The organism is Sphingomonas sp. Leaf357, from assembly GCF_001423845.1.
Classification (GTDB): domain Bacteria; phylum Pseudomonadota; class Alphaproteobacteria; order Sphingomonadales; family Sphingomonadaceae; genus Sphingomonas.
Window position 1 is genome coordinate 658,705 of record NZ_LMPM01000001.1, and the last position, 14,180, is coordinate 672,884.

The window sequence follows — 14,180 nt, forward strand, 5'->3', positions numbered from 1 at the left end:
GAGGGCGACGTTCGCCTTCCTGGGGGTTCTGCATGATCGCATTATCGACATCCGTTTCGCCATCGCCGCCCAAGGCCGCGCCAGCACCGCCGGCCAGCACCGCGACGGGCGATTTCCCAGGCACGCTCGCCGGGCTGACCGAGGCATCGGTCGCTGAGAAAATGCCGGTTTCGCGCGGGCTTCCGACCGGTGCCGCAAAGCCCGGACAGCCCGACGTGTCCCGCTCGAGCGATCCCGAGACGCCGATCACGCTGGCGGCCTTTCTCGAGGCCAAAAGCGGCGATCCCGCACCCGTCGCGCCGCCGGGCACGAAGGGGCAGGATGTTGCCGCGGACGGCAAGTCCTTGCCTGCCGATCCGGCCGAAAAGGACATGTCGAAGGACGTGATCTGGCTGCCCGCAGCGTTCGCGCTGCCGGTGCAGCTGCCGCTGTCGCACCCGCGCGGCCTGCCGAAATTCGGTGGCCCGATCGCGCCGGTGACCGGCGAAGTGGCGCCCACCGCGCCGCCCTCCGGCGCGCCGCCGGTGACGCCTGCCGCAGGCGAGGGCGGCAAGACGACGCCGGTGCTCACCCTGCCGACGCCGATCGGCCCGGACATCCTGGTCGCAGGCGATGCCGGCCCGGCGGCGAGCCCGCGCGCGACCTCGATTCCCGTTGCGCCGGACGTCCAGAAGGTGGGCGTGCCCCTGCGCACCGACACCGCCGCGCCGGTCGCACCCCCAATTGCCCAAGTCCAGGCTCCGGTCGCGCAACCCGCCGGCCAGGTGTTCGCCGCCGCGATCGCCTCGGTCGCGCAGCAGGCGCGGCGCGACGAGCGCGAGCCGGTCGAGCAACATGCGTCGACGACGATCGCGGCCACCGCCCTGGAGGCGCTGCACGGCAACGCCGTCGCCGCCACCGCCGACGCCAAGCACGCCGCGCTCGACCTGAAGCAGGACAGCGGGTTGCAAGGCATGATCGATCATATCGAAACGCTGCGCGACGGCGCGGACGCCAACGATACGCGCATCCGCCTGGTGCCCGACGCGCTCGGCGCGGTCGACGTGTCGGTGCGGAAGGATGGCGACCGGGTGCACGTGCATTTCGCCGCCGAGAACCGCGCCAGCGCGCAACTGCTGAGCGACGCCCAGCCGCGTCTCGCCGAACTGGCCGAGGCGCGCGGCGTGCGGCTGGGCCAGACCAGCGTCGATTCGGGCCAGGGGCAAAGCCAGGCGCGCCAGCAGCCCCAGCCCAACCCGATCCTTTCCACCCGACCGGCCTCCGCAATCGCGGCCGGCATTCTTGAAACCACCGATTCGCGAATCGCCTGATTGAAGGACTGACCCATGAGCGACAAGACCGAAGATGCCGCCGCCCCGAAGAAAAAGGGCGGCATGATGAAAAAACTGATCATCGCGATCGTCGCGTTGGTCGTGATCGGCGGCGGCGTCGGCGGGGGGCTGTACGCCACCGGCATCATCCCGCACGGATCGACCAAGGCCGGCCCGGAGCCGACCGGCCCGCAGCTCGTGCCCAAGAGCGAGCAGAAGCGCTTCACCGCCGCCGGCGGCGGCGAGGGCGGCGAGGGGGCCGCGGCCGGCAAGGCCCCGCCATCGGGCACCGGCGGCGAGAAATACGCCTCCAATTACTATGCGATGGAGAAGGAATTCACCTCCAACCTGCAGGACAGCGTTCACTTCATCCAGGTCGGGCTGGCGATCTCGACGCCGTACGACGACACGGTCATCGACAATATCAAGACCAACGAGATCGCGGTGCGCTCCGCGATCCTGATGGCGCTGAGCGACACGACCGAGGAGCAGGTGTTCTCGACCGACGGGAAGAAGCAATTGCAGGTCCGCCTGGCCAAGGCGATCAACGCGACGCTGAAGGAAAAGGAAGGATTCGGCGGCGTTGGTAACGTCTACTTTACCAATTTTGTTGTTCAGTGAACATCGATGGTTAACGAGGGTTCACAACTGGCAGGCGATCGACGGGAACGGACCCGTCCGGAGGTGGCTGAGGCCACCCTGGGCGTGGCCAATCTCAACCCGTTCGGCGACCTGCACACGCTGCAGCATCTCTCCGCGCGACTCGCGCGGGGGATGCGGTCGGTGTTCGAACCCCTGTTGCGCAAGGAATGCCGCAGCTTCGCCGAGCCTTTGGTGGTGCAGCGCTTCGCCGATTACCGTGCGGAACGCCCCGACGGGCTGACCGCATGGTTACCGCTGGCGATGAACGCGGCCGGAAACATCGGCAGCGGTCAGGCGATGATCGTGCTCGACGGGCGCTTCGTGATGGAGGTGCTCGACCTGTTCTTCGGCGGCACCGGCGCGACGCCGCACGAGCTGCCGGCCGAATTCACCCCCGCCGCCGAGGCGATGATCGCGCGGCTCGGCAAGATGCTCGCCGATCCGCTGAAGGCGGCGTGGGAGCCGCTGGCGCGAATCGACTTCGTCCCCGGCCATGTCGAGGCGAATCCGGCGCTGATCCAGGGCCTGGACGGCGACGACGCCGTGGTCGTCACCCGCTTCGGCATCGCCGCCGGCACGACCAAGCCGGTGTTCGTCGATATCGTCTACCCGGTCGCGGCGCTGAAACCCCATACGCCGTCGCTGATTGGCAAGGTCCACGCCAAGACGGCGGCGCCCGATCCGGCCTGGCGCAACGGCCTGACGCGCGCGGCGATGAACGTGAAGTTCGGCGTCCGCTCGGTGCTGGCCGAACCGATGGTGCCGCTCTCCGTCCTGATGGACCTGAAGCCCGGCGACGTCATCCCGATCAGCTTCGGCCCGGAAGTGCCGGTGATGGTCGGTGGCGACCGGCTGGGCGTCGGCACGGTCGGCACGTCGAACGGCAAGGCCGCGATCCGGCTCAATTCGATCACCCGTAATGTTGAGGATTTCCAATGAACGACATGACCGGGTCCTTCCCGATCGACGGCCAGATCCCGATGGGGCTGGCGGCGAATTTCCGGCTGCTGCAGGATGTCGACGTCAAGCTGACGGTGGAGATCGGATCGACCCAGCTGACGCTGCGCGAGCTGCTGGCGCTGGGCGAATCCAGCGTGATCGAACTCGATCGCCAGGCCAACGAGCTTCTCGACGTATTCGTCAACGGCACGCTGATCGGGCGTGGCGAGGTCGTGACAGTCGGCGATCGCTTCGGCGTGCGCATGACCGAGCTGGTCTCGCCCGAGAAGCGGGCCTGATCCGTCATGATGTGGACCTATGTTCTGAAGCTGGTCGTGCTGCTGCCTTTGGTCTGCGGCCTGATGGTCGGGTGCCTGTGGGCGTGGCGCAAGCTTGAATCCCGCCTGCCGGGCCAGCCCGCCAACCGCATGATGAAGGTGCAGGAGACGATGATGATCTCGCCCGGCCTGCGCATGGCGGTGCTGGAATTCGAGGGGCGCAAGCTGCTCGTCGCGGTCGGCCGTGGCGGCGTCACCCTGATCGACAAGATCGAACCGAAATGAAGACCTCCGTCACCCGTCACGGCCATGGCCCGGCGCTGATCAAGGTGCCTCGTTCCGCCGTTCCCGCCGCCGGCGGCTTCGGCTGGATCGGCAAGGTCGTGCTGATCGCGCTCGGCATCGTGTTCGCGCTGATCGTCGCGCATCCGGCGTTCGCGCAGGCCGCGCCCGCCGTTCCGGCGGCGCCGGGCGTAGGCGACGGCATAGACCGCGCGATCAAGGATCTGGGCGCGAACAGCACCGGCTCGGGTGGCCAGGCGCCGCTCGCGCTGTCGCTGCAAGTGCTCATCATCATGGGCCTGCTCAGCATCCTGCCGGGCATCCTGCTTATGATGACCAGCTTCACGCGGATCATCATCGTGCTCGCGATCCTGCGCCAGGCGATGGGCCTGCAGCAGACGCCGCCGAACCAGGTGCTGATCGGCCTGTCGCTGTTCCTGTCGTTCTTCATCATGTCGCCGGTGATCAGCCAGATCAACACGACCGCGATACAGCCCTATTCGCAGGGGCGGATCGCCGCGACCGACATGATCAAGACGGCGGGCGTGCCGCTGCACGATTTCATGGTCAAGCAGACTCGGGTGAAGGACATCTCGATGTTCTCGCAGATCGCCAAATCGCCCAAGTTCGCCAGCCCCGCCGACATTCCCTTCGCCGTCCTGCTGCCGTCGTTCGTGACCAGCGAGCTGAAGACCGCGTTCCAGATCGGTTTCCTGATCTTCCTGCCGTTCATCGTCATCGATCTGGTGGTGGCGACGGTGCTGATGTCGCTCGGCATGATGATGCTGTCGCCGACGATCATATCGCTGCCGTTCAAGCTGTTGCTGTTCGTGCTGGTCGACGGCTGGGCGCTGACGATGGGTTCGCTCGCCAACAGTTTCGTGAGTTAGGCGGCGATGACATCTTCTTTCCGCCCGACCTTCATCCCCCATCCGTTCGGGCCGAGCCTGTCGAAGCCTATGCGCGTACCCTTCGACAGGCTCGGGGCGAACGGCGGTTGTATGACGACCCCGAACGCGGGCCGCCGCTGATGGACGCGCAATATTTCCTGACCGTCGCCAACGAGACGATGTGGGTGCTGGCGCTGGCCGCCGCGCCGATCCTGATCCCCGCGCTGTTCGCGGGCCTGATCCTGGGCATGATCCAGGCGGCGACCTCGATCAACGAACAGACTCTGTCGTTCGTGCCGAAGCTGATCGTCGTGGCGATCTCGATCCTGGTGTTCGGCAGCCTGATCCTCGGGCTGCTGAGCGATTTCACGATCGGCATTTTCGAGCGGATTCCGGAATTGGTGCGGTGATCATATCCCCCTCTCCCAACGGGAGAGGGAGGGGCCCGCTCGGCACAGCCGAGCGGGAGGGTGAGGGTGACGCATTTCACTCACCCTCACCCTCCCGCGCTTCGCGCTCCTTCCCTCTCCCGAGGGGAGAGGGAGTTTGAACACGCTCGGCTTCGGCCTGTCGATCGAGCCGCAATTGTGGGCGCTGATCTTCGTCATGGTGCGGATCGGCGCGGCGTTCGTCGCCGCGCCCGTGTTCGGCGCGGTGTCGGTGCCGGTGATGGTGCGCGTGACCCTGTCGGGCGCGATCGGCGTGCTGGTGCTGGGCACGCACAGCATCGTGCCGCCGGCGCAGGTGTTCGGCTTCTCGACGTTCCTCGCGGTCGCGTCCGAGGCGCTGGTCGGGCTGACGATGGGCTTCATCCTGCAGATCGCGTTCGCCGCGCCGATGCTGGCGAGCGAAGTGATCAGCATCTCGATGGGCATCGGCTTCGCCAACGCGATCGATCCGCAGAACGGGCGGTCGTCGCCGGCGCTCGGCCAGTTCTTTTCGATCATGCTGACGCTGCTGTTCCTGTCCGTGAACGGCCACCTCGTCTTGGTCGAGATGGTGGTGAAGAGCTATGACGTGCTGCCGGTGGGCGCCGCCTGGCTGACCGCGGCGCAGCTGAAGAACATCGCGTTCTTCGGGGGGTATACGTTCACCGCCGGGCTGCTGCTCGCATTGCCGGTCGGGTTCCTGCTGCTGTGCCTCAACCTCGTGGTCGGCATGCTGTCGCGCTCGGCACCGGCGCTCAACCTGTTCGCGGTCGGCCTGCCGGCGAGCCTCGCGGTCGGCGTGATCGCGCTGGCCATGGCGTTCCCGGTGATGGGCGATTTCATGCTGGTCATCGTCCGCGAAGGTCTCGCCGCCGTACAGACTCTGGTCTTCTGATGTCCGAGGAGTTCGGCGAAAAGACAGAAGCACCTACGCCCAAGCGCAAACGCGACGCGGCGGAGCAGGGCGACGTCCTGCGCTCCAAGGAATTCGCGACCGCGCTGGTTGTCATGGCGGGCTGCGGCTGGCTGGCGCTGTTCGGGCCGTCGCTGGTCGGCGGGTGCAAGGCGGTGATGACGGCGAGCTTCCAGTTCGGGCGCGGCGATGTCGAGGATTTCGAACCGTTCCGCCCGCTGATGCAATCCGGCTGGAAGCTGGCACCGTCGATGATCTCGCTGTTCGTCATCACGCTGGCCGCCGCGGTGCTCAGCCAGGCGGGGCTCGGGTCACTCGGATTCAACGGCAAATTGCTCGCGCCCAAGGCGGCGCGGATCAACCCGGCGTCGGGGCTGAAGCGCATCTTCGGCACGCAGGGCTGGATCGAGCTGGGCAAATCCCTGCTCAAGGTGATCCTGCTCGGATCGATCGGCACGTACATGCTGATCTCCGCATCGCACATGACGATCGGGCTCGTCTCCTCCGACGTCGAAAGCGCGACAGGGGCGCTGGGCAGCACGTTGATGGGCATCCTGTTCGCGATGGCGACCGGGCTGCTGATCATCGCCGGTATCGACGTGCCGGTGCAGCTGGTCCGGCTGCTCGCCAAATTGCGCATGACCAAGCAGGCGATCCGCGACGAACACAAGGAAAGCGAAGGCTCGCCCGAGGCCAAGCATGCGATCCGCCAGCGCCAGCACCAGGTGCTGAAACGCGGCATGCGCAAGGCGGTGGCCGAGGCGCATGTGATCCTGACCAACCCGACGCATTTCGCGGTCGCCTTGCGCTACGATCGCGGGCGCGATCAGGTGCCGGTGGTGGTGGCCAAGGGGCGCGGCGTGCTGGCGCTGGCGATCCGCGAGATCGGCGCCGAGAATCAGGTGCCGGTGCTGGAATATCCGGCGATCGCGCGCGCCGTCTATTACACCAGCAAGGAGGGCCAGGAGGTCCGCGACGACCTGTACATCGCGATCGCGACGATCCTGGCGTTCGTGTTCGGCATCAATGTCCAGGCCGGCGGGACGGCCCCGGTCGTGGAGGTGCCGGGAAGCGCGAAATTCGACGAGAACGGCGTGAAACATTCCTAAAGAAACGGCGCTTTCGGTCGTTCCTGGAGATGAGTTACCCGGGGACCGAGCATGACGACCACCTCTTCGATCACCACCGCGCTCGGCGCCGGATCCGGGGTGGACATCAACGCGCTGGTCGCGTCGCTGGTCGATGCGCAGTTCGCCAACAAGACCACGCAGCTGACCAACCAGAGCGCGACGATCACCAAGCAGATCTCCGCCGTCTCGACGCTGAAGAGCGGGATCACAAGTTTCGCGAGCGCGCTGAACAGTTTGGTCAAGGGCGGATCGCTCGCCACCGCGCCGACGAGCTCCAATTCCAGCATCCTGAACGTCAGTGCGCTGTCCGGTGCCAAGCTGTCCGGCCTGTCCGCCAGCGTCGAGGTGCGCCAGCTCGCCGCCGCGCAGGTCGCGACGAGCACGCCCCGCGCCGACCCGATCGCCTCGGTCGGCAAGGGCAGCTTCACGTTGACCTTCGGTACGGCGACCGTCGGCGATGGCGCGATGACCGGCTTCACCGCCGGATCGGGCACGCCGGTCACCATTCCGATCACCACCGGCAATTCCGGCCTGAACGGGATCGCGCGCGCGATCAACGCGGCCGGTGCCGGGGTGACCGCCACGGTGCTGACCGATTCGGCCGGCTCCCGCCTCAGCATCAAGGGCGCGACCGGCGAGGCGCAGGCGTTCACGCTGACCGCGACCGAGGATCCCGCCGCGCCCGGTCTCGCGGCGCTCAACATCGGGCCGGATGCCACCGCGACGACGATCGGATCGGCCGCCAGGGACGCGATCGTCGCGGTCGACGGCACGGCGCTGAAGCGCTCCACCAACAGCGTCAGCGACCTGATCACCGGCGTGAAGCTGGATCTCGTCTCCGCCTCGGTCGGCACGACGGTGACGATCGGCACCTCCGCCCCGACCTCCGCGCTGAGCCAGGCGGTGAACGACTTCGTCGAGACGTTCAATCAACTGAACACCGCGATCAAGGAGCAGACCGATCCGGCGACCGGCGCGCTGCGCAGCGATGCGGCGGCGACCGGGCTGCAGCGCCAGATGCGCCAGTTGACGCTGACCAAATTGACCACGGGCGCTGCCGCCGGCGCGCCCACCACGCTGGCCGAGATCGGGGTGAAGACCAACCGCGACGGATCGCTGTCGGTCGATTCGAACCTGCTCTCCACCATGCTCACCAAATATCCCCAGGCGGTCGAGGCGATGTTCGCCGACGGCAAGGGGGCGTCGGGCAACGGCCTGTCGGGCGCGCTGACCTCGATCTCAGACGCGGCGGTGAGCATCAAGACCGGTCTGGGCGCGAGCGCGACCCGCTACAGCAAGGCGCAGTCCGACCTGGCGAGCGACCAGTCCGACCTGAGCGATGCCGAGACGAAGGCGACCACCCGGCTGACCGCGCAATTCGCCGCGATGGACGCACGCGTGGCCGCCTACAAATCGACCCAGGCCTTCCTGACCCAGCAGATCGACGCCTGGAACAGCAAGGCATGATGTACGCGACGGCCCTCGGGCGCGATCCCGAAACGACTTATCGACAGATCGACATCGCCGGGCGCACCGCCGAGGCGGACGGGCCGGCTTTGGTGCAGGTGCTGTACACCGAGCTGGTCCGCGCGCTGCGCGTCGCCGCATGGGCGACGGAAAATCGCCAGTTCGCCATGAAGAGCGAGAAGATCACGCGCGCGACCGCGATCCTGTTCGCGCTGGAGACGGGGCTGGATTTCGAGGCCGGCGGCGAGGTTTCGGGCACGCTCGCGCGTCTCTATGGCGGCGTGCGGCGACAGATCGTCGAGGCGAGCATCGGCCACGATCCCACGCCGTTTCGCGAAGTGGCCGCAAGCCTCGAGGAGATCGCCGCCGCCTGGGCGACGATGCGCGCCGCGTGAGGCAGGACAACGGGGCATCTCATCCTGCACGCTCCGTCACCCCGGACTTGTGCCGGGGTCCACCGAGCGGCTTTTGTAGCGAACCGTGATGTGATCGCAGAGTTACCGGCGCGGTGGACCCCGGAACAGGTCCGGGGTAACGAAAGGTTGGGTTCCTTCCCATCGCGTCGCCCACTCCATGTCCGTAAGCGCGCTCTTGATCAGACTCTGGACATGGTTGCCGTGACGTTAACCAAATCGTGACCTGATTGGTCCTAGACCGAACCGATCCTATCGGGAGTGGCAGGCATCATGGAGCTTTTCGGGAACACCGACAAACGCGCACGTACCGTGCTGGCGGTCGACGGCAATCGCACCAATCTGGGCGTGATCGGCCGCAGGCTCGGCCATCTCGGCTATCTCACCGCCCTCAGCGACAACGGCCCGGAAGCGCTCGGGCTGATCGCCGGACGCGGCTTCGATGTCGTGTTGCTCGACATGGCGCTGCCCGGGATGCCGGGCGTGCGCGTACTGCAGGAGATTCGCGGATCGCTGGACACCGCCGACCTGCCGGTGATCATGCTGACCGCGCGGAGCGACCCGGCCGCCGCGGTCCAGGCGCTGGCCGCCGGGGCCGACGATCATGTCGCCAAGCCGTTCGATTTCGACGTGCTGGGCGCGCGGATCGAGCGCGTATTGTCTCGCGGGCGGCGCATCGCCGAACTGAAGCGCGCCAACCAGGCGCTCGATGCGCGCATCGCCACGCGCGCGATGGAATTGGGCGAGGCCAAGGCGGAACTCGCGGAAACGCGCGCCGACCGGCAACGGCTGATCGCCTCGATCCAGGCGCTGAACGACCAGATGGAGCGGCTGGGTTCGGGCGGCTGAGGGTCGATCGCTTGTTTTCTTGCTGACCGCTTCGCCGGCGCAGACCGGGGTCCAGCCGGGAGACAGGAATGATCTGGCGTTGCGCGTCGTAACGTCCATCTTCGCGACTGGACCCCGGCCTGCGCCGGGGAAGCGCCTTATGTCGCGCGAAAGAATTCTACGCGAAGCCCAGGTCGATCGACAGGCCCGCGCCGGTATCGGCCGGCGCCGCGTCGCACACGATCCGCACCGCATCGGCGCGCGCGCGATCCAGGACCGCACCGGGAGCATTTGCGCGATGATAGATCCGGTCGGCCTGCCCGAGCAGCCGCGCCTGACGTAGGGTGAGATCGTCGGGATCGGCCGTCGTCAATCTGATCTCGACCAGTAAATCGGCATTCTCGCTTCGGGCGTTCAGCCATGTCGAAACAGATGCCGCCTCGCTCAGCGGATCGAGCGCACCGCCCGCGCGCATCGCAGCGCCGAGCGCGCGGCGGCGATCGGTGGCGTTCGGGTAACGCTCGCGGATCGCGGCGCGGGCCTCGAACAACCCTTGCGCGAGACCGCCCAGCGCGGCGGGCAAAAGCGTTTCCAGCCGCTGCCTGAGCGCGGCGGCCAGACCGGCGGATGCGCCGCCGGTACCGATCGCGACCAGGACCGGATCGCGATCGACGATCGCCGGCAGGGTGAAATCGCACAGGTCGGGCCGGTCCACCGCGTTGACCAGCACGCCCCGCTCCTTCAGCCGCGCGATCGCCTCGAGCGCCTGTATCTCGTCGTCGATCGCGACGATCGCGAGTTGTGCGTCCGCGCCCTCGTCGCCGATCACCGCGCCGGCGCGTTCCAGCAGGCGGCGCTTGGCATCCGCCGGCTCGCCCTCGCCCAGCAGGATCACCCCGCGCCCCGCCAGCCTCACGAACAGCGGCAGGCTGTGCAGGGTCAATTGGGCAGCCTCACGCCTTCAGCCACTCCGGCAGGCGCTCGGCGGCAAGGGTCATTTCCGGCTCGATCCGGTCGGCGACCACCGCGAACCGTTCGCCATCGACCAGCACTTCCGGCACCATCGCGCGGCTGTTGTACATGCTCGCCATCGTCGCGCCGTACGCTCCGGCCGAGCGGAACACGGCGAGATCGCCCGACGACACCAGATCGATATCGCGGCCCATCGCGAAGGTGTCGCCGGATTCGCAGACCGGGCCGGCGATGTTCGCCGTCAGCCGCCCACCACCGGGCGTCACCGCCTCGAAATCGTGCCACGCATCGTACATCGCCGGCCGGGTGAGATCGTTCATCGCCGCATCGACGATGACGTACGGATTGATCGCGCCGGGCTTCACCCAGATCACTTCGGTGAGCAGCACCCCGGCATTGGCGGTGAGCACCCGGCCGGGTTCGAACATCAGTTCGACGTCCCAATCCTTCGTCACCCGTGCGACCATCGCGCCATAATCGGCGGCGCTCGGCGGGACATCGCCTTCCTTGTAGCGCACGCCGAGCCCCCCGCCGAGATCGACGCGGCTGATGAAATGGCCGAACTTGCGCAATTCGGCGATCAGCTCGCCGATCCGTTCATAGGCCGCTTCCAGCGGTGCCAGATCGAGCAGCTGGCTGCCGATATGGATCGCGATGCCGCGCAGCGACAGGCCGTCCAGCTCGGCCAGCCGGCCATACATCTCGACCGCCTGATCGATCGACACGCCGAACTTGTTCTCCTTGCGCCCGGTGGAGATCTTGGCGTGCGTGCCGGCATCGACGTCCGGATTGACGCGCAACGTGGCCGGCGCGCGCAGGCCGCGCGCATGCGCCATCGCGGCGAGGACTTCGCCTTCCTCCTCCAGCTCCAGGTTGAACTGGCCGATCCCGGCATCGAGCGCGGCGGAGAGTTCCGCGCGCGTCTTGCCCACGCCAGAAAAGACGATGTCGGCGGCGGGCATGCCCGCGGCCAAGGCGCGGCGCATCTCGCCGCCCGACACCACGTCGGCGCCATAGCCTTCCTGCGCCAGCACGCGCAGCACGGCGAGGTTGGGATTGGCCTTGATCGCGAAGGCCAGGTGGATGCGGCCAGCCGGCTTCAATCCGTCGCGAAACATCCGCGCGTGGCGGCGCAGCATATCGGTGGAATAGACGTACACCGGCGTGCCGACGGCATGGGCGATGGTCGGCAGATCGACCTGCTCGCAATGCAGCGTGCCGTTCAGGTTCTGAAACTGGTCCATCACCGCCCCGGCGGCAGATCGAATTCGTCGCTGCGGCGTTCCTGCGACTGGGTCAGCAGTTCGTCGCTGCGCTGCGGCCGTGCCTGGCTGCTCGGCGTAAGCAGCTGGTTCGGCGTCGGCGTGGCGGTGGCACCGTACGGGGCGACGGGCAGCTTGTCGCCCTTGGCCGGCGACAGGCCGGTCGAGGCACCGCACGCGGCGAGCGCGAGCGGCGCGGCCGCGGCAAGGAAGGGCAGAACTTTCATCGTCACGCTCCGTTTCGCGCGGCCGCGATCGCCGCACGCACCCGCGCCGGCGCGGTGCCGCCGAAACTGGTCCGGCTGGCGACCGACGCATCGACGCTGAGCACGCCATAGACACGTTCGTCGATTCGCGCATCGATTGCTTGCAGGTCGGCGAGCGGCACCCGGTCGAGCGCGACGCCCAGATCCTCGGCGCGCTTCACCGCGCTGCCGGTGATGTGATGGGCTTCGCGGAAGGGGATGTCGGCGACGCGGACCAACCAGTCGGCGAGGTCGGTCGCGGTGGAGAAGCCAGCCTCCGCCGCCTGCCGCATGCGCACGGTGCGGAAGGTCGCGCTTTCGACCATGCCGGTCATCGCCGCGATCGACAGGCCGAGCAGATCGTGCGCCTCGAACACCGGCGGCTTATCGTCCTGCATGTCCTTCGAATAGGCGAGCGGCAGGCCCTTCATCGTCACCATCAGCCCGGTCATGCAGCCGAGAATGCGCCCCGAATGCCCGCGCACCAGCTCGGCCGCGTCGGGATTGCGCTTCTGAGGCATGATCGAGCTGCCGGTCGACCATTGGTCGCTCAGCGACACAAAACCGAACGGCTGCGACGCCCAGAGGATGAATTCCTCGGCCAGCCGGCTGAGATGCAGCGCGCATTGCACGGCGGCGGTGAGATATTCGATCGCGAAATCGCGGTCGCTGACGCCGTCGAGCGAGTTGCGCGTCGGACCGTCGAAGCCGAGTGTGCGCGCCGTGGCCTCGCGATCGATCGGGAAGCCGGTGCCGGCGAGCGCGGCCGAGCCGAGCGGGCAGAGATTGGCGCGCGCGCGCGCGTCGTGGAAGCGGCTCCGGTCGCGCGCAATCATCTCGTAATAGGCCATCAGGTGATGGCCCAAGGTCACCGGCTGCGCGCTCTGCAGATGCGTGAAGCCGGGCATCACGCTGTCGGCATGCTCGTCCGCGCGGACGAGCAGCGCCTGCTGGAACGCGGCCAAGGCACCGTCGACCTGATCGATCGCGTCGCGCACCCACAGGCGGAAATCGGTCGCGACCTGATCGTTGCGGCTGCGCGCGGTGTGCAGGCGTCCGGCGACCGGGCCGATCAGCGCGCCAAGCTTCGCCTCGGTCTGCATGTGGATGTCTTCGAGCGTCAGATCCTCGGCCACGCCGTTCGCTTCGTAATCGGCCGCGACCTGCGCCAGGCCGGCCGAGATCGCCGCCGCATCCTCGACCGAGACGATGCCGGCCGCGCCCAGCATCTTCACGTGCGCCTGCGATCCGGCGACGTCCTGCCGCCACAGGCGCTTGTCGAACGGGATCGAGGCATTTATCTCGCGCATCACCGCCGCGGGCCCTTCCGCGAACCGGCCGCCCCACATCGCATTGGATGCGTTCATGTCTTTCCGATCGACGATCGTACCGCTCCTGCTGATGCTCGGCTCACTCGCCGCGTGCGATAGGCAAGACTCCGCCAACACTCAAGCCGAGGCCGCCGCCCCGGTGGACAACATCGCCGCCGCGCCGATCGAGAAGCCCGCCACCGGCACGCTTGACCGCAGCCACAGGGGCGAGGCGCCGCCCGCCATCGGCTTCACCGCGCCCGACGGCAAGACGACGACGATCGCCGCGTTCAAGGGCAAGCCGGTGCTGGTCAATCTGTGGGCGACGTGGTGCGCGCCGTGCATCAAGGAAATGCCGACGCTCGACACGGTCGCCGCGCGGATGACGGTGATCGCGGTCAGCCAGGACCTGGAGGGCGCGGCGAAGGTGACGCCCTATCTGGCCAAAGCCGGCCTCAAGAACATCAAGCCCTATCTCGACCCCCAGGTGGCGCTGAGCACGACCTACCAGGCCAGCCTGCCGACCAGCATCCTGTACGATTCGGCCGGCAGGGAAGTGTGGCGCACGACCGGCGGCATGGACTGGGCATCGCAGGCGGCGACCGACCTGCTGGCGGAAGCGAAATAGGGTAGCGCTGTTTTGGCAGATCCCGCCGAGTTTCAGGTGGTTGGGCGTGAGTTCAGGCGCTGCCGGGCGTTCCACGATCGGCGGCGGGGAAGCGGCAACCAGCGGTAGAGCCGGTCGGGCGGCAAGGGCAGGCGATGTTGGAATGAACATGATGCGTCCGGGATGATGGTGGACACGATGCTTCGGCCGTCGCCTCATGGGGAACTCGTATCCCCATTCCCTAAAACGGCTTTTCGTCAGTGT

General features: G+C 67.5%; 17 protein-coding genes. 13 read left to right on the forward strand and 4 right to left on the reverse strand.

The window, feature by feature from the left end:
* Positions 1 to 32 precede the first annotated feature (32 nt).
* The 12 genes from ASG11_RS03150 to ASG11_RS03205 all read left to right on the forward strand — a co-directional run bounded on the left by ASG11_RS03150 (position 33) and on the right by ASG11_RS03205 (position 9,541).
* A complete protein-coding gene (locus ASG11_RS03150) occupies positions 33 to 1,310 on the forward strand; it encodes a flagellar hook-length control protein FliK (RefSeq protein ID WP_055775071.1) in 1,278 nt (425 codons plus the stop codon).
* Positions 1,311 to 1,325: 15 nt separating this feature from the next.
* On the forward strand, positions 1,326 to 1,931 hold the full coding sequence (locus tag ASG11_RS03155) for a flagellar basal body-associated FliL family protein (RefSeq protein ID WP_055775074.1): 606 nt from the start codon (positions 1,326 to 1,328) through the stop codon (positions 1,929 to 1,931).
* 6 nt (positions 1,932 to 1,937) lie between these two features.
* Positions 1,938 to 2,891: a flagellar motor switch protein FliM gene (locus ASG11_RS03160; RefSeq protein ID WP_055775077.1), complete on the forward strand. Its 954-nt coding sequence runs from the start codon at positions 1,938 to 1,940 to the stop codon at positions 2,889 to 2,891.
* Positions 2,888 to 3,190 (forward strand): flagellar motor switch protein FliN, encoded by a 303-nt coding sequence (gene fliN / locus ASG11_RS03165; RefSeq protein ID WP_055775080.1) that lies wholly within the window; start codon positions 2,888 to 2,890, stop codon positions 3,188 to 3,190. Before ASG11_RS03160 ends, fliN begins: the two co-directional genes overlap by 4 nt.
* A 6-nt stretch (positions 3,191 to 3,196) precedes the next feature.
* Positions 3,197 to 3,454 (forward strand): flagellar biosynthetic protein FliO, encoded by a 258-nt coding sequence (locus ASG11_RS03170; protein ID WP_055775083.1) that lies wholly within the window; start codon positions 3,197 to 3,199, stop codon positions 3,452 to 3,454.
* Positions 3,451 to 4,341 carry a flagellar type III secretion system pore protein FliP gene (fliP, locus tag ASG11_RS03175; RefSeq protein WP_055775086.1) on the forward strand — a complete coding sequence of 297 codons (891 nt, stop codon included), beginning with the start codon at positions 3,451 to 3,453 and terminating at the stop codon, positions 4,339 to 4,341. Before ASG11_RS03170 ends, fliP begins: the two co-directional genes overlap by 4 nt.
* A gap of 140 nt (positions 4,342 to 4,481) precedes the next feature.
* Positions 4,482 to 4,751: a flagellar biosynthesis protein FliQ gene (fliQ, locus tag ASG11_RS03180; protein ID WP_055780162.1), complete on the forward strand. Its 270-nt coding sequence runs from the start codon at positions 4,482 to 4,484 to the stop codon at positions 4,749 to 4,751.
* Positions 4,752 to 4,887: 136 nt separating this feature from the next.
* Complete coding sequence (fliR, locus tag ASG11_RS03185) at positions 4,888 to 5,664, forward strand: flagellar biosynthetic protein FliR (RefSeq protein WP_201781257.1); 777 nt, start codon at positions 4,888 to 4,890, stop codon at positions 5,662 to 5,664.
* The gene (gene flhB / locus ASG11_RS03190; protein ID WP_055775089.1) at positions 5,664 to 6,791 is read left to right on the forward strand and encodes a flagellar type III secretion system protein FlhB; all 1,128 of its coding nucleotides are present in this window, start codon (positions 5,664 to 5,666) and stop codon (positions 6,789 to 6,791) included. Before fliR ends, flhB begins: the two co-directional genes overlap by 1 nt.
* Positions 6,792 to 6,842: 51 nt before the next feature.
* Positions 6,843 to 8,279 carry a flagellar filament capping protein FliD gene (fliD, locus tag ASG11_RS03195; RefSeq protein WP_055775092.1) on the forward strand — a complete coding sequence of 479 codons (1,437 nt, stop codon included), beginning with the start codon at positions 6,843 to 6,845 and terminating at the stop codon, positions 8,277 to 8,279.
* Positions 8,276 to 8,674 carry a flagellar export chaperone FliS gene (locus ASG11_RS03200; protein ID WP_055775095.1) on the forward strand — a complete coding sequence of 133 codons (399 nt, stop codon included), beginning with the start codon at positions 8,276 to 8,278 and terminating at the stop codon, positions 8,672 to 8,674. The genes fliD and ASG11_RS03200 overlap by 4 nt, the downstream gene beginning before the upstream one ends.
* A 291-nt stretch (positions 8,675 to 8,965) precedes the next feature.
* Positions 8,966 to 9,541 (forward strand): response regulator, encoded by a 576-nt coding sequence (locus ASG11_RS03205; protein ID WP_055775098.1) that lies wholly within the window; start codon positions 8,966 to 8,968, stop codon positions 9,539 to 9,541.
* A 157-nt stretch (positions 9,542 to 9,698) separates the two neighbouring features.
* Here ASG11_RS03205 and ASG11_RS03210 read toward each other — a convergent pair whose 3' ends face one another.
* The 4 genes from ASG11_RS03210 to argH are packed head-to-tail and all read right to left on the reverse strand — an operon-like array spanning position 9,699 to position 13,348.
* Positions 9,699 to 10,463 carry a precorrin-2 dehydrogenase/sirohydrochlorin ferrochelatase family protein gene (locus ASG11_RS03210; RefSeq protein ID WP_201781258.1) on the reverse strand — a complete coding sequence of 255 codons (765 nt, stop codon included), beginning with the start codon at positions 10,461 to 10,463 and terminating at the stop codon, positions 9,699 to 9,701.
* A 10-nt stretch (positions 10,464 to 10,473) separates the two neighbouring features.
* Positions 10,474 to 11,736: a diaminopimelate decarboxylase gene (lysA, locus tag ASG11_RS03215; protein WP_055775101.1), complete on the reverse strand. Its 1,263-nt coding sequence runs from the start codon at positions 11,734 to 11,736 to the stop codon at positions 10,474 to 10,476.
* A complete protein-coding gene (locus tag ASG11_RS03220; RefSeq protein WP_055775104.1) occupies positions 11,736 to 11,981 on the reverse strand; it encodes a hypothetical protein in 246 nt (81 codons plus the stop codon). Before ASG11_RS03220 ends, lysA begins: the two co-directional genes overlap by 1 nt.
* Before the next feature lie 2 nt (positions 11,982 to 11,983).
* Positions 11,984 to 13,348: an argininosuccinate lyase gene (gene argH / locus ASG11_RS03225; RefSeq protein ID WP_082472769.1), complete on the reverse strand. Its 1,365-nt coding sequence runs from the start codon at positions 13,346 to 13,348 to the stop codon at positions 11,984 to 11,986.
* A 16-nt stretch (positions 13,349 to 13,364) separates the two neighbouring features.
* Between argH and ASG11_RS03230 the strand changes: the two genes are divergently transcribed.
* Positions 13,365 to 13,937 (forward strand): TlpA family protein disulfide reductase, encoded by a 573-nt coding sequence (locus ASG11_RS03230; RefSeq protein ID WP_055775107.1) that lies wholly within the window; start codon positions 13,365 to 13,367, stop codon positions 13,935 to 13,937.
* The last annotated feature ends 243 nt before the right edge of the window (positions 13,938 to 14,180 follow it).